This window comes from Pseudomonas sp. D2002 (assembly GCF_013385735.1).
Lineage (GTDB): Bacteria > Pseudomonadota > Gammaproteobacteria > Pseudomonadales > Pseudomonadaceae > Aquipseudomonas.
Window position 1 is genome coordinate 256,860 of record NZ_JACAPL010000015.1, and the last position, 23,306, is coordinate 280,165.

The following is a 23,306-nucleotide window of genomic DNA, read 5'->3' on the forward strand; positions in this document are numbered from 1 at the left end:
GCCGTTCCAGAGGGATTGTGTGCCATTGGCACGTATTCTGCTGAACACCTCGTATACAAACCATGCCGCCTCCCGTATGCATTCTGTTACGGCAGCGCAGGCCGGTATTTCGAGGAGCCAAGCGATGACCGAACAATTGCCCAAAGGCTACAGCCCGCGCCTGTACAACCAGGACCTGGGCCCACTGCCGCAAAAGTGGACCTGGTACAACATCTTCGCCTTCTGGATGAGCGACGTGCACAGCGTCGGCGGTTACGTCTTCGCCGCCAGCCTGTTTGCGCTCGGGCTGGCCAGCTGGCAGGTGCTGATCGCGTTGCTCGCGGGCATTTGCATCGTGCAATTGATCGCCAATCTGGTGGCCAAACCGAGTCAGCAAGCGGCGGTGCCGTATCCGGTTATCTGCCGGCTGGCCTTTGGCGTATTCGGGGCGAATATTCCGGCTGTGATACGCGGCTTGATCGCGGTGGCCTGGTATGGGATTCAGACGTACCTGGCCTCGAGTGCCTTGATCATCGTGGTGCTGCGCTTTTTCCCACAAATGGCGGTATATGCAGAACCGCATTTTGCCGGTTTGTCTTACTTGGGCTGGTTTGGTTTCCTCAGCTTGTGGGTGTTGCAGGCTGCGGTGTTCTGGGCTGGCATGGAATCCATTCGACGCTTTATCGACTGGGCGGGGCCGGTGGTCTACGCGGTGATGTTCGCCCTGGCAGGCTGGATTGTGTGGAAGGCCGGCTGGGCCAATATCAGTTTTACCCTGGCAGAAAAGTCCCTGTCGGGCTGGCAGGCTGTTGGTCAGGTGATTGTGGCAACGGCGCTGGTGGTGTCGTATTTCTCCGGGCCGACGCTGAATTTCGGCGATTTCAGCCGCTACTGCCGCAGCATGCGCGACGTGCGTCGCGGCAATTTCTGGGGCCTTCCGGTAAATTTCCTGGCGTTCTCGCTGGTGACCGTCGTCATCGTGTCGGGCACCTTGCCGGTGTTTGGCGAAATGCTACACGACCCGATTGCCACCGTTTCGCGTATCGACAACAGCATGGCCGTATTGCTTGGCGCCTTTGCCTTCGTGACGGCTACCATCGGCATCAACATTGTCGCCAACTTCGTATCCCCTGCGTTTGACTTCGCCAACGTCGCGCCGAGCAAAATCAGCTGGCGTGCCGGTGGGATGATCGCGGCAGTCGCGTCGATCTTCATTACCCCATGGAACCTGTTCAACAATCCGCTGATGATTCACTACACCCTGGATATTCTCGCCGCCTTTATCGGGCCGCTGTTCGGGATCCTGTTGGTGGACTTTTACCTGATCAAAAAACAGCAGATCGACGTGGATGCCCTGTTCGATGACAGCCCGAGCGGGCGCTATTACTTCGACGGCGGCGTGAACTGGACGGCCGTCAAAGCCTTGGTGCCGGCGACGCTGGTGGGCGTTGCGATCACCTTCACGCCGGCATTGCAGGGCATGGCTAACTTTGCCTGGTTTACCGGCTGCTTCCTGGGTGGGCTGTTTTTCCTGGTCCTGGCGCGGCGAGAGCAGGTTCGCATCCCGACGCCGATGGTTGCCGGTTGAGCAACACTGCACCTGCGAGTAACAAGCCGGCACCTGCGATGATCAGTGCCGGTTGCAGGCCACCGCTGAGATGGCTGCTCACCGACGCCAGCAGCGGGCCGCTTAATTGGCCGATGGCAAAGCTGGCGGTCAGCAACCCGGTACTGCGCTGGTAGCCGTGGGGCGCCACCTCACGCAAGCGCGCCATCACCAGTTGCATGCAGGCCAGGAATGGCGCGCCGCACAGCAACACGCCCAGCGCCAGGCCCCAGCCATTGCCCAGTAGGCAGGCAAATACTCCGCCCGCTTGCAGCCACAAGGTTGTCATCAGCCAGCGGCGGGTGGTGTTCGGGTCTTTGCGGCGCAGGCTCGCCACCACCACGCCCAGTGCGGCGGCGAGCCCGAAGCAGGGCCAGAACAGGTCTGCCTGCCAGGCGCCCTTGAATTGCGCACTGGCCATCTGCGACAAAAAGGTCGCCGGGATGATGTAGCCCAGGCCATACAGGAAGTAAATCCAGCACAGGTGCGCAATGCTGCCGTTGCTGCCCGCACTGGTGGTGTGGGTAAGCGTGGCGGTCGGTTTCGGTAAAAACGGCAGGATCGCCAGCAGCATCACCAGCGCCACCACGCCATACACCAACCACAAGGTGGCAGAGTCCTGGCCCAGCAGGTTGGAGCCCAGCGCCAGCAAGCCAGTCAACAGAATCCCCAGCCCCGGGCCGGCAAACACCAACGCGCCCAAGCGCAGGCGCCCGGCAGCGATTGCCAGCGGCTGGCTCAAACTGGTGATCATCACCAGCGCCCAGGCACTCGCGACGCCGGTTCCAAAGCGCAACAGCAAATGCGGCCAGAACCCATGCGCCCAATACGACGCCAGAGTCAGCAGTACGCACAGCCATAGCCCGCCATACAGGCGCCCCCGCACGTGGTGGTGGCTGCGCGCAAAAATCGAATCCACTGCACCGACGAAGTAACCGAGGTAGTTGGCGGCGGCGATCAGCCCGGCGCCGGTCAGGTCGATCTGCCCCTCGCTGAGCAAATGCGGCATTTGCGGGGTGAGGGCGAAGCGGCCTATGCCCATGGCCATCATGAGCGCGATAAAGCTGGCGAGTAAGCGAATCAGCGGTGACATGTTCAGGTTTCCTGCAAGGAAGCGAAGACCTTCAGGCTAAAGTGAATTGACTTTCTGTAAAAATGAATAATAGTGAGTAACTTGTTCAGTTTTGGAGAAAGGTATGGAGTTCAGTCAATTGCGGATCTTCCAGGCTGTCGCGGAAGAGGGCTCCATCACCCGTGCTGCCGAGCGCCTGCACCGCGTGCCGTCGAACTTGTCGACCCGGCTCAAGCAAATGGAAGAGCAGCTCGGTGTCGAGCTGTTCGTTCGCGAGCGCCAGCGTTTGCAGCTTTCTCCTGCGGGCAAAGTGTTGCTGGACTACAGCACGCGTCTGATCGCACTGCACGACGAAGCCCACGGCGCCGTGCAGGGTGGGCAGCCGGCCGGTGACTTTGTGCTTGGCAGCATGTACAGCACCGCCGCGATTCATTTGCCCCAACTGCTGGCGCGTTATCACAAGGCCTATCCGATGGTGAACCTGCAGGTGCAGTCGGCGCCCAGCGGTGAACTGCTGGAAGGGCTGATCACCGGTCGTTTGGACGCGGCGCTGGTGGACGGCCCGCTGACCATCGCCACGTTGGACGGCGTGCCGCTGTGCGAAGAACGCCTGGTGCTGATTTGCGAGGCTGATCACCCGCCTGTGCGTGGGCCGCAGGATGTTGCCGGTCGCTCGGTCTTCACTTTTCGCCGCAGTTGCGCCTACCGCGCACGGTTGGAGACCTGGTTTTCTCACGAGCGGGTGGCGATGGGCCGAGCAATTGAGATTGAGTCCTATCAGGGCATGCTTGCCTGCGTCATTGCTGGATCCGGCGTGGCATTGATGTCCGAATCGATGCTCGACAGCTTGCCAGGCAAGGGCAGTGTGTCCGTTCATCCCCTGACAGGGCCTTTTGCTACTGCAACGACCTGGCTGATGTGGCGAAAGGGTATGCTCGGCGCTAACCTCAACGCATGGATCGACCTGCAGCAGGAAGGTAAAGCCAATTTCTTGCAGGACGCCCGCGCGATTGCTTGAACGATCCGTCTGGATTTGGATCAATTCAGTAATAGTTCGTTGTGTTTTCGTTCAAGCATTACGTAGGGCTTAGGGCTACTATCACTGTAGGAAAAGGCGAAAAACTCTCGCCGACTCGCATTACCCGCAAAGGGGACAACCATGAAAGAGAAAATTCAAAACTGGCTCCACGACGTTGGCGTCGCGCTCGGTTTGATCGAGCCACCGCTGCAACCTGTGCCGATTCGCACAGATGATGAGCAGCGTCGTCCACGTCGGCGCTAATCGTTCGGCCGACCACAGTTTAAATGTGGGAGCGGGCTTGCTCGCGAAGGCGGTGTATTAGTCAATAAAAAGTTGACTGGTACACCGCCTTCGCGAGCAAGCCCGCTCCCACTTTTTTGTGCAAAGCGAAAAAGCGCCCACGACATTTAGCGCTGCATCTGCCGAAGCAAAACCGCTTTAAATCCTGACCTCTCTCAAATCACACGAGCTTCCGCGCGTCACTAAGATTTCGCAAGTGTCGGAATTGGACTACCGGTTTGTCGGAACTGACTGGCTTATAAAATTAAAAATATGAGCGTAGGTTTAGCGCCATTAAGGTTTGTAACATTTTAATGTGAAGAACCAGATGTCCGAGCAACTAAGTCAGCTGTGCTGGAGATAAGCCATGATGCTCTCTTCCATTCCGCCAGTCGTCGCGTCACTCATTGCTACAACAGGACATATTTTACATATTGCACCCGTGTCCAGAGGCTGGAAGGCCGATGCACCCAGCAATGTGGTATTTCTTCCCCCAACCCTAACCAAGCACGCTCTGCTCATGCAGATCGCGCTGCTGCGCCCATCAACGATCATTGTCGGCGATCAATCAATTGATGCCGATATCATTGATCAATGGCGTATCTCTCATCCTTTTGGAGAACTCTATTTAATCCGTAGAGGCACAAGTCTGGATAAGGTGCGACGGGACCTGTGTGACAACAACAATATCCGCGTCATCAATACGCCTGGCGTCAATGCACCGCATGTGGCTGACTATATCGCGCACTGGCTGACGCTGGCGGATGGCTCGATACCCCGCAATGTTTGTGTGCTGGGCTACGGTAATGTTGGAAAAGATTTAGTTAGGATATTGCTTGATCGGGATCCGGATGTCCGGATCAAGGTGTTAGTTCGAAAAGGCCGAGGACCAGACACCAGCGGGAATGTACTTCACAACGCTAGAGTGTCATTTTTCGAAAACTGGCTTGAAGCGCTGGAAGGCACTTACGCTCTCGCCCTATGTTTGGCGCTGAATGATGAAACCGCTCATTGTATTGATCAAACCTTCATTCAGTGCCTGCGCAGAAAAGCCCGCCTGGTCTGTGTCGCCAAACCGGATGTCTTTAGCGATGATGCTTTGCAGGCGCTGGCAACGGCTGAAAACATACAACTTATTTTGGATTACGGGCCTGCAACACTTAATGCGTTTCGGGCTCGCACTCAAGCGCTCGGGTGTAGTGTCTCAGCGTGGCGAAATCCGGCGACGCTGACTACGCAAGCGGCAACCACCGAAGCCTGCCATTGCGACCTCGACTATGCAGTCTCGGTTCAGCTGAGTTTGATGGCCATGCGCGGCCTTGTCGGCCGCAAAATTGCCCACAGCCTGACGATCCCCTCACATCACGCGGATAGAGGCGCGCCGCGCGTTTCCATCATCGGCAGAGGAATAAACGGCCTGCTTCAAGCCGTGATGTTTCGACTGGCAAATTATCAGGTCACGGTGTACGGAGCCAATCAGCAAAGCGATGGAGCCAGCCATAAGCCTGTGAACATGCGCCATCTGTCGGCAACGGAGACGACCGCAAAGCCGCTGCATAACGATTACCTGACGCCCGGAAATCAGATTCTGGCCGTTGAGTGCAATCGTGCGGGCATTGAGTTATTTGAAAAGCTCCTGGCGGATAACCCATCGCTGAAACAATTCGCACGCTCTCGGATCGTACGAGCCTATTTGGGCGACACCGGTGGCGTAGATGCCGCGATCCGCGATCAACGGGATATTGAAAACAGGCCCTGGCCAAGTGGTAAACCGGGATGTGAATGTGCAGAGATGAGTCAACTGCAACTCCAGGCAAATTATGCAATTCCCGGGATCACTCGGGCGATTGAAGTATCGGGGTACGACCTGGAATTCACCTATCTAATGGCGGAGATAGTGAGGCTTTTGCAACGCTCTGGGGTTCATTTCCTGGCCCAGCAGCTGAGTCCGGTCCAAATTTCTGATCTGAGCAGAGAGCACTTCGTCGTCACTGCCATGGGAGTAGAGGAACCGGAAGCGGTTGCGATCATTGGCTGGTTTTTCAAGTTACGCGCTATGGGCAATGAGGGAAGGAAAATGCGCGGCCTCAAGTTGCAGTACGATCTGCCTATCGGTGTGATGAATTGTCGCTTGGACGGCGACCATATTCTCGTTTCGGGTGGACAGGTTCCACCCGGTTCGGCATCGGAACACAAGGCGCAAATATTGGCGGATTGTCTGGCTGCTCTTTGTCGGCACTTTCCAACTTCTTACCGTACTGCAATCGAACGTGGTGACTTGCAGGTTATCGAATGTGCCAGACCCGGTACTTCAGATGGACTCTCAATCGTTTACTGGTCCGCGTACAACCGAATTGTCGCTGGGGCAACTTATGCTGCAGGCACAACCCAGGGATTGTTGTGGGCTTCTTTAGTCCAGGAGATTATCCAGGCAAGAGCGCCTGCGACTTCGACGCTATGGGATGATTGAAGGTGAAGCAAAAAAAACGGGCACGACATCCGACGTCGCACCCGCTGAAGAAACCGCTTTAACTTCTTTTATAGCTCAAATCGCTCGCGCCACCACCGCCTCCGGCCGGCGCGACAACATACTCACCAGTACAAAACTCACCAGCCCGACCGCCAGGCTGTAGTAGATCGGCGTGTTCGCGTCCAAACCATCCTTGAACATAAACACCAGCGCGGTTACGAAGCCCAAGGTCATGGACGCAATCGCCCCCGATGTGGTCGCGCGCTTCCAGAAAATCGCGCCCATCAGTGGGATCAGCATGCCGCCCACCAACAGGTTGTAGGCCAGGGTCAGGGCGCTGATCACATCATTCACCACCAGCGCGATACCCAGCACGGCAAAGCCGGTCAGCAGGGTAAATAGGCGGTTGATGTTCAGGCTCGATTGCTTGCCGCCACGCAGACGCGGCAGCAGGTCTTCGGTTAGTACGGTGGAGGCGGCGAGTAAACCGGCACTGGCGGTGGACATCATCGCTGCCAGTGCGGCGGCAATCACCAGGCCGCGAATGCCGTCCGGCAGCGAGGCTTTGACGATGGCGGCGAAAGCGTTGTTGACGTTGTCCAGGTTCGGCAGCAGTACGTGCGCCGCCATGCCGATCAACGCGCAGGCCAGGCCGTAGAGGATGCAGTAGAAACCGGCGAATGTGCCTGCGTACTGGGCGACCTTTTCGTCACGTGCGGTGAACACCCGTTGCCAGATGTCCTGGCCGATCAGGATGCCGAAAAAGTAGATCATGAAGTAGGTGATGATCGTGTCCCAGCCGATTTCGGTGAAGCTGAAATTCGACGCCGGCAGCTTGGCCACCAGTTGGTCCCAGCCGCCGACGCGGTACAGGCAGATCGGCAGCAGGATAAACATCAGGCCGACGGTCTTGATCACGAACTGCACGATGTCGGTCAGCGTCAGCGACCACATGCCGCCGATGGTTGAATACACCACCACCACGCCACCGCCCAGCAACACCGAGACCCAGAACGGCAGGCCGAACAGCACTTGCAGCACGGTGCCGATGGCCAGGATCGAGGTCACGCCGATCATCAGCGCGTAGGCCAGCATGATCACTGCGCTCGCTTGACGGGCCATGGGGTTGTAGCGTTTTTCCAGGACTTGGGTGACGGTGAAGATCTTCAGCTTCAGCAGCGGTTTGGCCAGGAACAGGTTCAGCGCGATGATCCCGGCACCCAGTGCGGCGCACAGCCAGAAGCCGGAAATGCCGTGGACATAACCCAGGCGCACGGTGCCGACGGTGGACGCACCGCCCAGCACGGTGGCAGCCATGGTGCCCATGTACAGCGACGGGCCCAGGTTACGACCGGCGACGAGGTAGTCTTCGTGGGTCTTGGCGCGGCGCATGCCGTAATAGCCGAGCACGAGCATGCCGGCGGCGTAGATGAGTACGACGAATAAATCCAAAGCCATGACGGCGGGTCTCCGATTATTTTTTTAGGCTATTGAGGCGCTTTCTGCAGGAAGGGAGCTTGCTGTGGCGAGGGAGCTTGCTCCCGCTGGGCTGCGAAGCGGCCCCTGGGGGCCATAAACAGCCGCTGGTTCCGGAAACAGGCGCAGTAAGCTCAGGTACACCACCGACGCCAGCCCCAGCGTTACCGGCAAGCTGATATCGATGCCATCGGCCAGGTTGCCCAGCGGCCCGACAAACTGCCCCGGCAGGTTGACGAAGCACAGGCCCACCAACGCACTCGGGATCCAGGCCCCCAGCCCGCGCCAGTTCCAGCCATGGCTGAACCAGTAGCGCCCGCCGGTCTCACCGCGGGTGAACACCTGCAAGTCATCCGGGCAATAGAAGCCGCGGCGCACGATCAGGCCGATGATCATCATCACCATCCACGGCGTGGTGCAGGTGATGATCAGCACGGCGAAGGTCGACACGCTCTGCACCAGGTTGGCGGCGAAACGTCCGATAAAGATGAAGGCAATCGACATCACCCCGATCAGCAGCGTGGCCTTGACCCGCGACAGCAGGCGCGGGAACACGCTGGACATGTCCAGCCCCGTGCCATACAGCGAGGTGGTGCCAGTTGACATGCCGCCGATCACCGCAATCAGGCACACCGGCAGGAAGAACCAGCTCGGTGCCACGGCCAACAAGCCGCCGACGTAGTTGTTCGCGGCGATGTAGTCCGGTGCCTTGATCGCCACGATGGTCGCGGTGGCCAAGCCGAACAGGAACGGGATCAACGTGGCGATCTGGGCCAGGACGACGGCCAGCATGATGCGCATTTTCGGCGTCTCACGCGGGATGTAGCGCGACCAGTCGCCGAGGAACGCACCGAAAGAGATCGGGTTGCTCATGGCCACCAGCGCAGCGCCGATGAAGGCAGCCCAAAAGCCGGTCTGGCCAAGCGCGACAGTGCCGGCGAAGTGGCTGTCGAAGGCCGGTGCAAAGGCGAAGATACCCAGCAGGAACAGCAGGCTCGCTGCCCACACCGCGATGCGGTTGACCCATAGCATGAAGCGAAAGCCATAGATGCACACGGTCAGCACCAGCAGGGCGAACAGACCGTAGGCCAGGCCCAGGGTCAGGTCGGTTTCCGGCAGGCCGATCAGCCGTTTCGCACCACCGACCAGTGCATCACCTGAACTCCACACCGACAGTGAGAAGAAGGCAATCGCCGTCAGCAGTGACAGAAACGAGCCGACAATCCGCCCGTGGACACCAAAGTGCGCACCGGAAGACACGGCGTTGTTGGTGCCATTGATCGGCCCGAACAGGCCCATCGGCGCCAGGATCACCGCGCCCACCAGCACGCCCAGCACAATCGCCCAGACACCGGCCTGGAACGACAAGCCGAACAGCACGGGGAATGAGCCCAGCACGGCGGTGGCAAAGGTATTGGCACCGCCGAAGATCAGACGAAACAGATCCTTGGGCCCGGCGGTACGTTCGTGGTCCGGGATCTGTTCGACCCCGTTGGTTTCTATCTTTCGAATACTTTTATCGTTGTTTTTATTATTCATGATCAGCTCCGATCACATTGGCTAATGGGGCGGCAGCCCTTCCGGCATAGCGGACAAATGTTCGTGACAGGCCAGCCACAGGCCTTGTTCTTGTTGTGCGTCTGCCCCTTGCCGTTTAAAGACAATGGTCTCGCGCTCCTGGCTAAAAAATTGCTCCCCGTTCATGCGCAGCTCGGTGGCCACGTCATGAATAAAAATCGCCACGTCACCCTGCAGGCTGACAACGGCGTTGCTTGAGGTGCACGACAGCACCTCAAACCCCTCGTCCCGGCGCCAGCTGTCCCACACTGCCTGGTAGGCATCGCGGCTGAGCAACGGCTGGGGGAGGGTGTAGAACACGAAGCTGGCATCCGCCGTGAACGCGCCGAAGTAGGCGGCGCGGTCATTGCGGGCGAAGGCCGAGACCAGGTCGGCCGCGGCTTGCAGCACCTCGTGCGCGCTCATCAGCGGTGCGCCACGCCGGGCAGTACGCAGAGCATCTCGTACAGCAGGTTGGCGCCGAGCAGCGAGGTGTTGCCGGTGGTGTCGTACGGCGGCGAAACTTCTACCAGATCGCAACCAATCAGGTCGAGGCCCTGGCAACCACGGATGATCTCGATGGCCTGGATGGTGGTCAGCCCGCCGATTTCCGGTGTGCCGGTGCCGGGTGCCCAGGCCGGGTCGATACCGTCGATATCAAAGCTCAGGTACACCGGGCCGCCGCCGACTTTCTCGCGCACTTCGGCCATCAGTGGCGCGAGAGAGTGGTGCCAGCATTCTTCAGCCTGGACCACACGGAACCCCTGTTTGCGGCTCCAGTTGAAGTCTTCGGCGGTGTAGCCCTGGGCGCGCAGGCCGATTTGCACCACGCGGTCGCAATCGAGCAAGCCTTCTTCCACCGCGCGGCGGAAGGTGGTGCCGTGGGCGATTTTCTCGCCGAACATATGGTCGTTGACGTCGGCGTGGGCATCGATGTGCACCAGCCCGACCTTGCCGTGTTTTTTGTGGATCGCCCGCAGGATCGGCAGGGTGATGGTGTGGTCGCCGCCCAGGGTCATTGGGATCACATTGTGCTCGAGGATCTCATCGTAGGCTTCTTCGATGATGCGCACGGCGTCGAGCAGGTTGAAGGTATTGATCGCCACATCGCCGATGTCGGCAACCGACAACGAGTCAAACGGCGCGGCGCCGGTGGCCATGTTGTAAGGGCGGATCATCACCGATTCGGCGCGGATTTCACGCGGCCCGAAGCGGGTGCCGGCGCGCAGCGAGGTGCCGATGTCCAGGGGCACGCCGACAAAGGCGGCATCCAGGCCTTTGGCTGACTGCAAGTGGGGGAGTCGCATCATGGTGGCGATGCCGGCGAAGCGCGGCATTTCGTTGCCGCCCAGTGGTTGGTGAAAAATCTTGTCCACGGGATTGCCTCATCGTTGTTTTGTTTATTAGGGGCCGATTCTGCGAAAAGCCCCGGGCGGGAAGAATCGGCAGAGGCAAATACTTAGTTCAGATTTTTCTAAACTAATGGCTGAGGTAAACTCAGCTCAAATGTAGGAATCTGTGTTCCTCGGAGACCCCATGGCCAACGCCTTGCCCGACCTGAAACTCTTGCGCATCTTCGTCAGCGTCGTGCGGCACCAGGGGTTCGCCAACGCCCAACATGAACTCAACCTGTCGACCTCGGCGATCAGCACCTACATGAGCCAGCTCGAATCGGCCTTGGGCCTGGTGTTGTGCCATCGCGGGCGTGGTGGGTTCAGCCTGACCAGCAAAGGCGAGCTGTTCCATCAGGAAACCCTGCGCCTGCTGGGCGAGCTGGAAGGTTTCGAGCAATACGCCGCCGCGCTGAAAGGCGAGTTGCGCGGCACCCTTAAGCTCGGCGTGCTCGACTCCACCGTCAGCGACAAGGCGCTGCCCTTTGCTGAAGTGATCGGCGCGTACAGCCTGGAACACCCGGCGGTGCACCTGAATTTGTCGGTGATGAGCCCTTATGAGCTGCAACTGGGCGTGCAGGACAACCGCCTGGATTTGGCCATCGGCGCCTTTTCCAACCGCATGAGCGGGCTGATCTACATGCCGCTGTACCGTGAGCAGCACTGGCTGTATTGCAGCACCCGGCACCCGTTGTTCAGCGAACGGCGTATTCCCGAACAAGTGATCACCCAGCAACGCATGGTCGGGCGCGGTTACTGGAGCCAGGCCGAGTTGGCGCGCCACGGCTTCAAACACAGCGCGGCAACCGTGGAAAGTATGGAGGCGCAGCTGATTCTGGTGCTGTCCGGCGCCTATATCGGCTACCTGCCCGAGCACTACGCCCAGGCGTGGGCCGACAAGGGCGACCTGCGCGTGCTGCTGCCGGCAACCTTCGGCTATCAGGCGCCGTTCTCGATGATCATGCGCCGTGGCCGTAGCCGTGAACCGCTGATCCAAACCTTTCGCGACTTACTCAAAGCCCAGCTCAATCAGGCCTGAAAAACCATGTCCAGACCCCAGTGTTCCCGTTGCCTCAGGCCTGCCACTCACTGCCTGTGCGCGCTGATTCCCAGCCTCGACAGCCGTACTCGCGTGTTGCTGTTGCAGCACCCGAGTGAAGTCAACCACGCACTCAACACCGCGCGATTGGCGGCGTTGGGGTTGAACAATGCGCAGCTGGTGGTGGGCGAAGTGTTCGACGACCTGGCGACGTTATTGAACCCGCCTGGTTATCAGGCGCGCCTGCTGTTTCCTGCTGACGACGCCCAGCCTCTGCAAGCCTATGCGCCTGACGACGCACCGCTGTTGTTGGTGGTGCCTGATGGCACCTGGCGCAAGGCGCGCAAATTGCTGCACCTCAATCCTTTACTGGCTGCATTGCCACGGGTGATGCTGGCGGGCGACAGCGTGTCGCGCTATCGACTGCGCAAGGCGCCAGGGCCTGGCGCCTTATCCACCGTGGAGGCTATCGCGCAAGCATTGCAGGTGCTGGAAGCACCGGCTTCATTCGAGCCGTTGCTCACGCCTTTCGACGCGTTGATCGAAGGCCAGATAGCGGCAATGGGGCCTGGGGTTTTCGAAAAAAACCATGGCTGATGCCGAGCGCTACATAACTACCCGAATAGACGCAGGGCGCGCGATAGGCTGACCTTTTCAGGAACACAGAAATGGTCGAGCCGATTACCAGCAGTACGCCGCAGGACTCGCTGCGCGAATACATAGCGGCGCAACAAACCGTATTGATGGCTGCCCCCGAGTGGTCGGCTTTGCAAGGCCTGGACGCCATGCGGGAGAAGTTCGGCAGTTTTTTTGGTGTGCTCAATGAACAGGAAACGTTCGAGTACGTGCGCCTGCAGAAGGCTTGGGTCGATGCCCAGCACTCCCTGGAGAAGGCTGTCCAGCAACTGACCGAGGCATTTGAGCAACGCGCAGGGAGCGAACTGCGCGCTGAGTTGAAGAAGCTGACCGGTCAGGATATCGACCCCACCGTCACGCGCATTTACACCCGTTATAAAGCATCGGGCGGCGAACAGCGCGGCGCTGCTGAGGGGGCGATAAAGGTCGCCAGCCTGACCTTGTGGGATGCGGCCTGCTTGAACTACGACGGCCTGACCGGTTGGACCTTTCCTGGCCGTACAGGCCTTGCCGATGCCAGTTACCTGGACGACGGCGTCAGCGCCACTGCCGCCCAGTTCATCGCACTGGTGCGCAGGCTCGATATTGGCGCGCAGCTCAACACGCAATTGCAACGAGCACTGCAGGCCAACGGTTCGTTGGGGCGCGGCATCATGGCGTTGGCGACGGCCGAGCTCGAATTTGCCTTGATCGAAGCGCTTAGAGATACGGCGGCCAGTCGGGTCGACCGGCACCAGTATCAGCAAGTGAAGCGCGCGTTAGCGGGTGAAGTGCGCTGGGGGAGAGTGGAGGAAATGCGGCTGTTTATCCCCCATGGGGTGGATAACACCAGCTGGATACCTCAACACGTAGGCCTGACCGGTCAATACGTGAGTGAGCCTGCGGGTGACTACCTGAGCATCCCGCATCTGGTTTTTGCCGTCAGTGATTGCCCGGGAGCCTTCAGTTTTTTCCCGAACCGCCCCGGCGGCTCTCTGCGCCACCATGACAGTCACCGCGAGGCGTGCGAAGAGTTTTACGTTGCGTTCCACGGCTTTTACCGCAAGGGCAAGGTCGACTGGCTTTATCAAGCCATGTCGCTGCGTGACAGCGCGCGGTTGATCAATATCGTCAAGGCCGGGCCGCCGCCTGACTTCGCGGGCGCTACGGAGGCATTCGCCAGACTGCTCTATCGGTTGGCTCAAGCCATTCCCACGCTCGGCACAGTCCAGAAAATCGGTTATGTGCGTGTAACGGTACAACAGGTGCCCCTGGTCAGCTTGAGCAACTTCTACGTCCAGCGCTGTGCAGACAACCTCAAAGAGCTGGCCAACGAAACTCCCGGTTTTATGCCGACCATGATCGAGCTTGCCCAGACGCTGATCAGTGAAATTATCACGCTGCTCTTGACCCCGGTGCCAGGGGCGTTGAAAGGCTTGGGGCGGGTACGTGCGTTCGCGCTGTTTGTGGCGATGGAGCGCGCCTTGATCGACGGTGGGCACCAGGCGCTGCAAGGTCAGCCAGATGAGTTGCTCCAGGGGTTTGTCGACCTGGCCGATTTACTCATCAGTGCGCGCCTGCATACCCGCCTGGCCATGAGCGTGCAGCGTCGCCACCAACGGTTGTATCGCCAACTGTCCCAGCGGCGTCATGCCGCCCCGGATGCCCAGCAGCTGACGAACCCTCAACTGCTCGAAAGAATGCTTGGCAGCCAGCCCGCCGCGGCGCGGGATATGCAGGCTGTGCTTGACGCGAGCGGCACGTCGCGGGACGCCTTGCAGCAGGTCTGGGAAGGCGCGCCGCCGTCAGCGTCGCTGGTCGAGGCCGTGCACCGGTTCAACGCCGACAGGCTGATCGACTGGGTGATTGACGGGGAGGATGCCCGTGGTCCCGGCCCCGTCGGTGCCGTTCAGGTCCTGGCACCTTTGCTGACCCAGTTGGAGGCCTGGCCCGTGGGCACCGCCTTGAGCATTGAAAACCACCAAGGCCAGGAGATTCGACGCTATAGCAAAGACGCCACCCGCCCAACGACGCAGGTGGTGACCGTGACTCAGTTGGAAAACTATCAATTTGCCTACGCCACGCCACGCCGCATTGCGCTGCACTTACCCCAGGCGATAGTGGACATGTTGCCGGCTATTTTTCCCGCAGGCGAACAACCGATTCGTCAGCAGCTCGCGGCCTTGGCCAACACCTTGAAATTCGATTTGTTCGACGCACTCACTCGCTTTGCCGATGCCAGCCGGGCAATGCCGAGTGGCGCCGGCGCGTCAGTGCGCAACCTGTTGCCTGACCGTATCGGCCAAGCGCATCCCGCCCCCGCCGTGATTACACAGCTACAGGCTTTGCACCCGCAATTGAGCCTGGCGCGGTTACTGGAGGTGTTGCGTGAACACCCGCTGTCGGCGCACCAGCAAACCCAACTGTTGCATTCGCAACTGCAACCCGAAGCACTTTACAGCGCATTACGTGCCGCCCATCAAGTGGGGCGCCGCGAGGCCATTGTCGATGGGCTCCTCCATCCGCGGCGGTTCGACCGACAGACGCAGCACTGGGCCGCAGAGTTCGCCGCTGGCGTATTGCGTGGCTTTACCGGCCAGGCGTTGGTTGTCAGCCCCAAGGGACAAGCCGTGCCTTATAGTTTGCGGGGGCCAAAGGACCGGACGCTGGTGGTCATCGATCAGGATCAAGGTCAATTTGCACCTTACGACCCCACAGAGCGCCGGGTGGGTGCCACAGTGACCGGCGCCGACAGTTTTTACGCGGCGATCGTCAGCCAGATCTCCGAACTGGGTCTTTCTGTACTGGGGTGGAATCAGCAACAGGCAATCACCGAGTTCCGCTACCAGGTGGCCCAGGCCCTGTTGCGTAATCGCGCAGCCGATGGCTCGTTTTATCCTCGCCAGCGCGAGATTGCGCAGTACGCCAGCAGCGCCGATATGCCGAGTAGGCTGCCCGCGCCAGATGCTCTGGGCCTCTACAGCCTGGGGCCGGATCGCTACCTGTTCCTGGATAGCCAGTATTTCAAAGTCGACCGGGCGAGCACACTTGAGCCGTGGCGAATTCGTCATTCCTCTTTGGAAGATGCTTACGCACCGGTATTGGTCAGCAACGGCGTCGGCGCCTGGCGCCACGAGTGGGAAAACCCGCTGACGTGGGATGGGCAGAAACCGTTTTGGCGCCTCGGGCCGGTGACGCGCTCGTTGTCGCCGGATGCCATTGCGCAGATCCAAACCATCAGCGGGGTGACGCCGGGCATCCTGCGGCGGGTGCATGTGCGTAATGAGCGCCCCCCCGTGCTGCTGTTAGAGACGATTGAGCGGTTCACGATTCAGCAGCGGGTCAAGGCGGGCGTGGCGCAAGGGCAGGGTTTTTACGCTGAGCTGCTGGGTGAGCTTGGGCCTGAGGCCGCCGACGCGCTGGTCGGGGTGGCGGGAGCGTCGCGCGTCGATCAGGTCACGGTGCTGGAGTCCAAGGTCGAAATAGACCCGCCGCAGATGGAACGGAATTTTTTCGAGGCGCTGTGTCATAAACGTTCTTCAGACCCACTGGCGCAGCGGCTGCAGCATCACTTTATCGGCTTGACGGCGACGGTAGCCGAGAGCCTGGTACATCAGGCCTCGGCCGACGAGGTGCAGAGCCTGGAGGCTGGCCGCGTGCCCTTGACCCTCACCCCTTATATCCGTTGGTGGCTCAAGCAGTTGCGCAGGGCCCGGGCTTTAGAGGGGCTGTTTCTTCCCGCAGCAGCAAGCCACGACAGTGCGAAGTTGATCCTGCACACCTTGCCGGATATCGACGGCTGGCCACGGCACTTGCGGGTTGAAGTGCGGGCGCAGGCGCGACTGCTCGACAGCATCGGCCCCGTCGATGCAGCGCTCAAACGCGTGCTGGAGCCGGTGGCCGGTCATTATCAGGCGTACGCCCCTCAAACGGACGGCACTCGGCAATCGGTGGGAAGCCCTGGGGCTTTCCTGCCTGTTTTGTTAGCCGCGCTGCCGCCTCGGGAACGCCAGGCGTTGGGCTACACCCACGTGGGCGGAGTCGAAGAGTTGTTGCAGGAGATCGGCCATCGTCAGGAACCCCAAGGGGAGTCGGTCGACGCGTTGCTGGGGATAGGCTGGCCTGCCTGGTACAACCCGCCGCGCCGTATGGCTGACGGGCGGATGGGTTACCCGTTGAGCGGTGGTGATGGGTGGGGCCCGGTGGATCGCCAGCAAGTGGCGCGTATGCGTGAGTTGTTTCCGTCTAAAACTGATGAGGAAGTGTTTAAGATACTGGAAAACCTGAGTGATTCCGTGAGCGAGCGCGACACGGCCATTGATACACTTTTCCAGGAGCGAGCGGCTTTGAAGGGCGCGCTTGAACGTTGGTCTGCGCAGGCGCCAGAGGCTGCTCAGCAGGCCGCGCGGCGCGAGGCCGCTGAGCGAATTCAGGCTTGCTGGCGCAAAGAGGATTCCACGCGAGGCGTGGTGTTCGAGCTGTCTCTGGATGACCTGAACCTGAATGAGTTGCCTGAGATAAATGCCCACTTTGGTCATGTGATGCAACTGAGCCTCAGCAATAACCAACTGCAAGCATTGCCGAGGCATTTCCTCCGACGCTTTCCCGCGCTGCGCACGCTTTATCTCGACGGTAATCGTCTGGTCCACATCCCTCACGAGGTGTCGCAGCTTTGGTATTTGAAGCGGCTGTATCTATCGAACAACCTGATTCGGCCAAATCTTTGGGATGTCAGTAACCTGCAGAGCATGACGCGCCTGATCAAGCTGGACCTGTCCCATAACTCTTTGGGGCGGGGGCAACGATTGAACCTGTATGGCCTGGAGCAATTGCGGGTCCTCAAACTGCGGAATACACAAATCAATGTTTTGCCGCTGGGCGCGGTGACGCTGGAAAATCTTCGCACCTTCGATTTGCGCGACAACGCTATCAAGGTGCTTACGCAGATCGATCTCTTCTTGCATGAAACAGTGCACCGCGCCATGAATCTTCGGGGCAACGATCTTTCCCCGGGAACGTTGCAACGGCTCAGCAGTTACCGTAGACGACCGGGTTATCAAGACATCTATTTTGGCTTGTGGGGCAATGGCGAATTCCCGCTTCCTTCGGTTGAGCGTTGGCTGGTGGCGGTCCCGCTCAATGAAATGGCGCAATGGCGCGCTGAATGGCAACTGTTGGCGGGCGAGAGAATGGCCGATCGGTTTTTCAACCTGTTGTGGCACCTGTCGTCTTATCCCCCGTTGATTGCCCCGGAGCATCAAGCCTTGCGCCAGAACCTTACACAGCGCGTCTGGAATCTGATTGAGGCGGCCAATCATAATGGCCGGCTGCGCCGAATCCTTTTTGAGGAGCGCCTGGGTGATATGAGCGGAGGGATCGATGGGTGGCTGTTGAGCCTCAATGACCTCGAACTGGCTATGTTGCCGGTGCAGATGCTCTCGGGAAACGTAGCCAATGCAGGCCCTGACTTCATTAATTATTACCGGGCGCTGCGGCGCTTGGCCTCCATCCGCTATTACGTGCAGGGTGCGTTGGAGCTGCCGACCGATCGCGAAATCTGTGTGCACATTCTGGCCTTTCGACTGGCCCTGGCCGCCAGCCTCGACTTGCCCCTTGCGCTGCCCGGGCGATTTGCCACAGCGACTGCCGTGCCAGACGCCGATTCCGTGAATGAATTACGTCGACGTATTCTGCGTGATGAATCGCAGTTCAACTGGCCGGCAAAACTTGAGGATGGGGAATATTGGGTGGCGTTCCTGGAGCGCAAGTATTCGCAGCGCTTTGAGGCAGCGCTCGAGCAATTCCATCGCGCGCTGGAACTGGCCACGGCCAAAGTGGAGACTGGCGAAATGAACGAAGCCGAATACAAAAACTATATCGAAACCCTCGCTGTGCATATGAACAACGCCAAGACCGGTCTGGTGCGTGAGTTGACCCGCAACGAATGGATGGCTTTCGTGAACAGCTGACTGGCTGCTTATGCCTTTAAGCCATAAGCACCACACTTTGCGTGATATGGCCCGCCAGCCTTTCCCGGTATGATGTTCGCCCCCGCAGTCTGGATTGCGAATACGCCATGACCTTGCAGTACCCTACAATCGCCGATTGCGTCGGCAACACGCCCCTGGTCCGCTTGCAACGCATGGCGGGTGAAACCAGCAATACCCTGTTGCTCAAGCTCGAAGGCAACAACCCGGCCGGCTCCGTCAAGGACCGCCCGGCGCTGTCGATGATCACCCGCGCCGAACTGCGCGGGCAGATCAAGCCCGGCGACACCCTGATCGAAGCCACCTCGGGTAACACCGGCATCGCCCTGGCCATGGCCGCGGCGATCAAGGGGTACAAGATGGTGTTGATCATGCCCGACAACGGCAGCGCCGAACGCAAGGCGGCAATGACCGCCTATGGCGCCCAGCTGATCCTGGTCACCCAGGAAGAAGGCATGGAAGGCGCCCGCGACCTCGCCGAGCGCATGGCTGCCGAAGGCCGTGGCGTGGTGCTGGACCAGTTCGCCAACGGTGACAACCCCGAGGCGCACTACACCAGCACCGGCCCGGAGATCTGGCGCCAGACCCACGGCACCATCACCCATTTTGTCAGCTCGATGGGCACCACCGGCACCATCATGGGCAACTCGCGCTACCTCAAGGAGCAGAACCCGGCGATCCAGATCGTCGGCCTGCAACCGATGGAAGGCGCGGCCATCCCCGGCATTCGCCGCTGGCCCGAAGAGTATTTGCCGAAGATCTACAACGCGACGCGCGTGGACCGCATCATCGACATGGCCCAACGTGAAGCCGAAGACACCACCCGCCGTCTGGCGCGCGAAGAAGGCATCTTCTGTGGCGTGTCCTCCGGTGGCGCCGTGGCCGGTATGTTGCGTTTGTCCAAAGAAGTTGAAAACGCGGTGATCGTCGCGATCATCTGTGACCGAGGCGACCGTTACCTGTCGACCGGCATCTTCGATGAACCCAACTGATGGCCAAGCACGAGAGAGGCCTGCGCTTCCAACCGACGGGCGGCAGCCGGGCCCCGCAGATTCCGGTCGGCAAGAAACAACGCCTGACCATTGAGCGCCTGGCCAACGACGGTCGTGGCATTGTGTTCTTCGAAGGCCGCACCTGGTTTGTGAATGGCGCGCTGGCCGGCGAAGAGGTCGAAGCGCGGGTATTGGGCGCCCACGGCAAAGTGGTCGAGGCACGCACCGAGCGTGTGTTCAAGGCCAGCGAACTGCGCCGCCCGGCACCCTGTGCCCACGTTGGCCGCTGCGGCGGTTGCAGCGTGCAGCACTTGCCCCATGACGAACAACTTGCCCTGAAACAGCGCATGCTCGCCGAGCAACTGTCGCGTGTGGCCGGTGTCGAACCGCAAGAGTGGGCTGCACCTTTGAGTGGTCCGGAGTTCGGTTACCGACGCCGCGCCCGCGTGGCCGTGCGCTGGGATGCCAAAGCGAAAAAACTGGAGGTCGGTTTTCGCGCCGTGGCCAGCCAGGACATCGTCGCCATCGATGATTGCCCGGTGCTGGTACAGGCCTTGCAACCGATCATGCAGCGTTTGCCGAACATGTTGCGCCGCCTGAGTAAACCTCAGGCACTGGGGCACGTGGAGCTGTTCAGCGGCTCGTCGATTGCGGTGTTGCTGCGGCATATGGCGCCGTTGTCCGAGGCGGACCTGCAGGTATTGAAAGAATTTTGCACCTTCCATGAAGCCCAGTTGTGGCTGCATGGCGAGGGCCAGCCGGAGCCGGTCGACGCGGATTTGACTTTGGGTTATCGGTTGGCGCAGTGGGATTTGGAACTGGCTTATCGGCCGGGCGATTTTGTGCAGGTCAACGCCGGCGTCAACGCGGCGATGGTTGCCCAGGCCCTGGAATGGCTGGCGCCACAACCAGACGAGCGGGTGCTGGACCTGTTTTGCGGGCTGGGTAACTTTGCCCTGCCGCTGGCCAAGCAGGTGCGCGAAGTGGTCGCGGTAGAAGGCGTGCAGACCATGGTGGACCGGGCGGCGCAGAACGCCGTCAGCAACGATTTGCATAACGTGCAGTTTTTTCAGGCCGATTTGTCCCAGCCTTTGACCGACGCGGAATGGGCCAAACAGGGCTTTTCTGCGGTACTCTTGGACCCACCCCGCGATGGTGCCCTGGAGGTTGTGCGCAAGCTCGCCACCCTGGGCGCGAAGCGCTTGGTGTATGTGTCCTGCAACCCGGCCACGCTGGCGCGGGACACGGTTGAGTTGGTCAAGCAAGGCTACCGGCTAAAACGTGCCGGGATCCTCGACATGTTTCCACAGACAGCTCATGTCGAGGCCATGGCGTTATTTGAAGCGGGCTAGGATGCCCGTTTAATCCGACTGGCCTGTAGTCTCCTGGGCCGTGACCTGTCAGGGAGTTGTACGTAGCCTAAGGTTATGAAGCAGGTCAGCGATGATTTTTGGCGCATCAAAGGTGCGTCGTAGGGAAGGTAAGCAAGATGGTACAGGTGAGAGCACACCAGCCGATCAACACCGACGGCAGTATCAATCTCGAGGCATGGCTGGATCATGCCGTCAGTGTCGACCCGGCACTGGACCGTGAAGCCTTGAAGGCCGCTTGCGAGTTCGCTCGTGAGTCCGAGCAACAGAACAATGCGGCCAAGAACCTGTGGGCGGAAGGCACTTCAAGCTTTCGCACCGGGTTGGAAATCGCCGAGATCCTCGCCGATCTCAAGCTGGACCAGGATTCGCTGATCGCCGCCGTGCTCTATCGCGGCGTACGCGAAGGGCATATTGCGTTGCCGCTGGTCAGCCAGCGCTTCGGCGCTGTGGTCGCCAAGCTGATCGACGGCGTGCTGCGCATGGCCGCCATCAGCGCCAGCCTCAGCCCGCGCCAATCCATGGTGCTGGGCACCCAGGGCCAGGTCGAGAACCTGCGCAAAATGCTCGTGGCCATGGTCGACGACGTGCGCGTCGCGCTGATCAAGCTGGCCGAGCGCACCTGTGCGATCCGTGCGGTCAAGACCGCCGACGACGAAAAGCGCAACCGTGTCGCCCGCGAAGTCTTCGATATCTACGCGCCACTGGCGCACCGCCTGGGCATCGGCCATATCAAGTGGGAGCTGGAGGACTTGTCCTTCCGTTACCTCGAACCCGATCAATACAAACAGATTGCCACGCTACTGCACGAGCGGCGGCTCGACCGTGAGCGCTTTATCACCGACGTGATGGGCCAGCTGCGTTCCGAGTTGCAGGCCACCGGCGTCGACGCCGACATCAGCGGCCGGGCCAAACACATCTATTCGATCTGGCGCAAAATGCAGCGCAAGGGCCTGGCGTTCAGCCAGATCTACGACGTGCGCGCCGTGCGCGTGCTGGTGCCGGAAATGCGCGACTGCTACACCGCGCTGGGTATCGTGCACACCTTGTGGCGGCACATTCCCAAGGAGTTCGACGACTACATCGCCAACCCCAAGGAAAACGGCTATCGCTCGCTGCACACCGCGGTGATCGGCCCCGAGGGCAAGGTGCTGGAAGTGCAGATTCGCACCCACGCCATGCACGAAGAGGCTGAGCTTGGGGTGTGCGCGCACTGGCGCTACAAGGGCACCGACGTCAAGGCCGGGTCCAACCAGTACGAAGAGAAAATCTCCTGGCTGCGCCAAGTGCTGGAATGGCACGAAGAACTCGGCGACATCGGCGGCCTGGCCGAACAGCTGCGCGTGGATATCGAGCCGGATCGCGTCTATATCTTCACCCCCGACGGGCACGCCATCGACTTGCCCAAGGGCGCTACGCCGCTGGATTTTGCCTACCGCGTGCACACCGAAATCGGCCACAACTGCCGGGGCGCCAAGATCAACGGGCGCATCGTGCCGCTCAACTACAGCCTGCAGACCGGTGAACAGGTCGAGATCATCACCAGTAAACACGGCACGCCGAGCCGCGACTGGCTGAACCCGAACCTGGGCTACATCACCACATCGCGGGCACGGGCGAAGATCGTCCACTGGTTCAAATTGCAGGCGCGCGACCAGAACGTCGCCGCCGGTAAAACCCTGCTCGAACGTGAATTGGCCCGCCTGGGCTTGCCACAGGTGGACTTCGACAAGCTGGCCGAAAAGGCCAACATGAAGATCGCCGAAGACATGTTCGCCGCCCTCGGCGCCGGCGATTTGCGCCTGGCGCAGCTGGTCAACCTGGCGCAACAGCTGGTCGAGCCGGAGCGCGGCAGCGAGCAGCTGGAGCTGATCCCACGCAAAGCCACCGGCTACAAACCGGGCAAGCGTGGCGATATCCAGATCCAGGGTGTGGGCAACCTGATGACGCAAATGGCCGGTTGCTGCCAGCCGTTGCCGGGGGATGCCATCGTCGGTTACATCACTCAAGGCCGTGGCGTGAGCATTCACCGCCAGGATTGCGCCTCGGTGCTGCAACTGGGCGGGCGCGAGCCGGAGCGCATCATCCAGGTTAGTTGGGGCCCGGTGCCGGTGCTCACCTACCCGGTGGACATCATCATCCGCGCCTACGACCGCTCCGGTTTGCTGCGTGACGTGTCGCAAGTGCTGCTCAATGAGCGGATCAACGTGCTGGCGGTCAACACCCGCTCGAACAAAGAGGACAACACTGCGTTGATGTCCCTGACCATCGAGATTCCGGGGTTGGACGCACTGGGGCGGTTGCTGGGGCGCATTTCCCAGTTGCCGAACATCATTGAGACGCGGCGTAATCGTACCCCATGAGTAGCTGGATGAACGCGGACTGAAAATGTGGGAGCGGGCTTGCTCGCGAAAGCGGTGGTTCAGTTAACTATGTACTGACTGATACACCG

15 protein-coding genes are annotated in these 23,306 nt (G+C 60.2%); 10 read left to right on the forward strand and 5 right to left on the reverse strand.

The window, feature by feature from the left end:
* The first annotated feature begins 124 nt into the window (after window positions 1-124).
* Window positions 125-1,567, forward strand: coding sequence for an NCS1 family nucleobase:cation symporter-1 (locus HX783_RS26320; protein ID WP_177018803.1), 1,443 nt, complete (start codon window positions 125-127; stop codon window positions 1,565-1,567).
* Here the strand turns inward: HX783_RS26320 and HX783_RS26325 are convergent.
* Window positions 1,479-2,678: a YbfB/YjiJ family MFS transporter gene (locus tag HX783_RS26325; protein ID WP_177018804.1), complete on the reverse strand. Its 1,200-nt coding sequence runs from the start codon at window positions 2,676-2,678 to the stop codon at window positions 1,479-1,481. The two genes, HX783_RS26320 and HX783_RS26325, sit on opposite strands and share 89 nt — an antisense overlap.
* Before the next feature lie 103 nt (window positions 2,679-2,781).
* Between HX783_RS26325 and HX783_RS26330 the strand changes: the two genes are divergently transcribed.
* The 3 genes from HX783_RS26330 to HX783_RS26335 all read left to right on the forward strand — a co-directional run bounded on the left by HX783_RS26330 (window position 2,782) and on the right by HX783_RS26335 (window position 6,427).
* Window positions 2,782-3,675 carry a LysR family transcriptional regulator gene (locus HX783_RS26330; RefSeq protein ID WP_177018805.1) on the forward strand — a complete coding sequence of 298 codons (894 nt, stop codon included), beginning with the start codon at window positions 2,782-2,784 and terminating at the stop codon, window positions 3,673-3,675.
* Window positions 3,676-3,816: 141 nt separating this feature from the next.
* Complete coding sequence (locus HX783_RS30090) at window positions 3,817-3,939, forward strand: PA1414 family protein (RefSeq protein WP_256347311.1); 123 nt, start codon at window positions 3,817-3,819, stop codon at window positions 3,937-3,939.
* A gap of 385 nt (window positions 3,940-4,324) precedes the next feature.
* On the forward strand, window positions 4,325-6,427 hold the full coding sequence (locus HX783_RS26335) for an FAD-dependent oxidoreductase (protein ID WP_177018806.1): 2,103 nt from the start codon (window positions 4,325-4,327) through the stop codon (window positions 6,425-6,427).
* A 75-nt stretch (window positions 6,428-6,502) separates the two neighbouring features.
* On the opposite strand, the gene HX783_RS26340 is transcribed toward HX783_RS26335, so the two are convergent.
* The 4 genes from HX783_RS26340 to speB are packed head-to-tail and all read right to left on the reverse strand — an operon-like array spanning window position 6,503 to window position 10,836.
* Complete coding sequence (locus tag HX783_RS26340; protein ID WP_177018807.1) at window positions 6,503-7,885, reverse strand: sodium:solute symporter; 1,383 nt, start codon at window positions 7,883-7,885, stop codon at window positions 6,503-6,505.
* Between the two features lie 24 nt (window positions 7,886-7,909).
* A complete protein-coding gene (locus HX783_RS26345; protein WP_177018808.1) occupies window positions 7,910-9,442 on the reverse strand; it encodes a cytosine permease in 1,533 nt (510 codons plus the stop codon).
* 21 nt (window positions 9,443-9,463) lie between these two features.
* Complete coding sequence (locus HX783_RS26350) at window positions 9,464-9,886, reverse strand: nuclear transport factor 2 family protein (protein ID WP_159958742.1); 423 nt, start codon at window positions 9,884-9,886, stop codon at window positions 9,464-9,466.
* Window positions 9,886-10,836 (reverse strand): agmatinase, encoded by a 951-nt coding sequence (gene speB / locus HX783_RS26355; RefSeq protein ID WP_003210733.1) that lies wholly within the window; start codon window positions 10,834-10,836, stop codon window positions 9,886-9,888. The genes HX783_RS26350 and speB overlap by 1 nt, the downstream gene beginning before the upstream one ends.
* 160 nt (window positions 10,837-10,996) lie before the next feature.
* On the opposite strand from speB, the gene HX783_RS26360 reads away from it, so the two are divergent.
* The 6 genes from HX783_RS26360 (at window position 10,997) to relA (ending at window position 23,217) form a co-directional block, all read left to right on the forward strand.
* Window positions 10,997-11,890, forward strand: a complete 894-nt coding sequence (locus HX783_RS26360; RefSeq protein WP_027603788.1) for a LysR family transcriptional regulator — start codon at window positions 10,997-10,999, stop codon at window positions 11,888-11,890.
* Between the two features lie 6 nt (window positions 11,891-11,896).
* Window positions 11,897-12,487, forward strand: a complete 591-nt coding sequence (locus tag HX783_RS26365; RefSeq protein ID WP_177018809.1) for a tRNA-uridine aminocarboxypropyltransferase — start codon at window positions 11,897-11,899, stop codon at window positions 12,485-12,487.
* A gap of 71 nt (window positions 12,488-12,558) precedes the next feature.
* Entirely contained in the window at window positions 12,559-18,474 is a 5,916-nt protein-coding gene (locus HX783_RS26370) for an NEL-type E3 ubiquitin ligase domain-containing protein (protein ID WP_177018810.1), read from the forward strand.
* A gap of 107 nt (window positions 18,475-18,581) precedes the next feature.
* A complete protein-coding gene (cysM, locus tag HX783_RS26375) occupies window positions 18,582-19,484 on the forward strand; it encodes a cysteine synthase CysM (RefSeq protein WP_159958736.1) in 903 nt (300 codons plus the stop codon).
* The gene (rlmD, locus tag HX783_RS26380) at window positions 19,484-20,836 is read left to right on the forward strand and encodes a 23S rRNA (uracil(1939)-C(5))-methyltransferase RlmD (protein ID WP_177018811.1); all 1,353 of its coding nucleotides are present in this window, start codon (window positions 19,484-19,486) and stop codon (window positions 20,834-20,836) included. Before cysM ends, rlmD begins: the two co-directional genes overlap by 1 nt.
* Window positions 20,837-20,973: 137 nt before the next feature.
* Complete coding sequence (gene relA / locus HX783_RS26385; RefSeq protein ID WP_159958732.1) at window positions 20,974-23,217, forward strand: GTP diphosphokinase; 2,244 nt, start codon at window positions 20,974-20,976, stop codon at window positions 23,215-23,217.
* Window positions 23,218-23,306 lie beyond the last annotated feature (89 nt).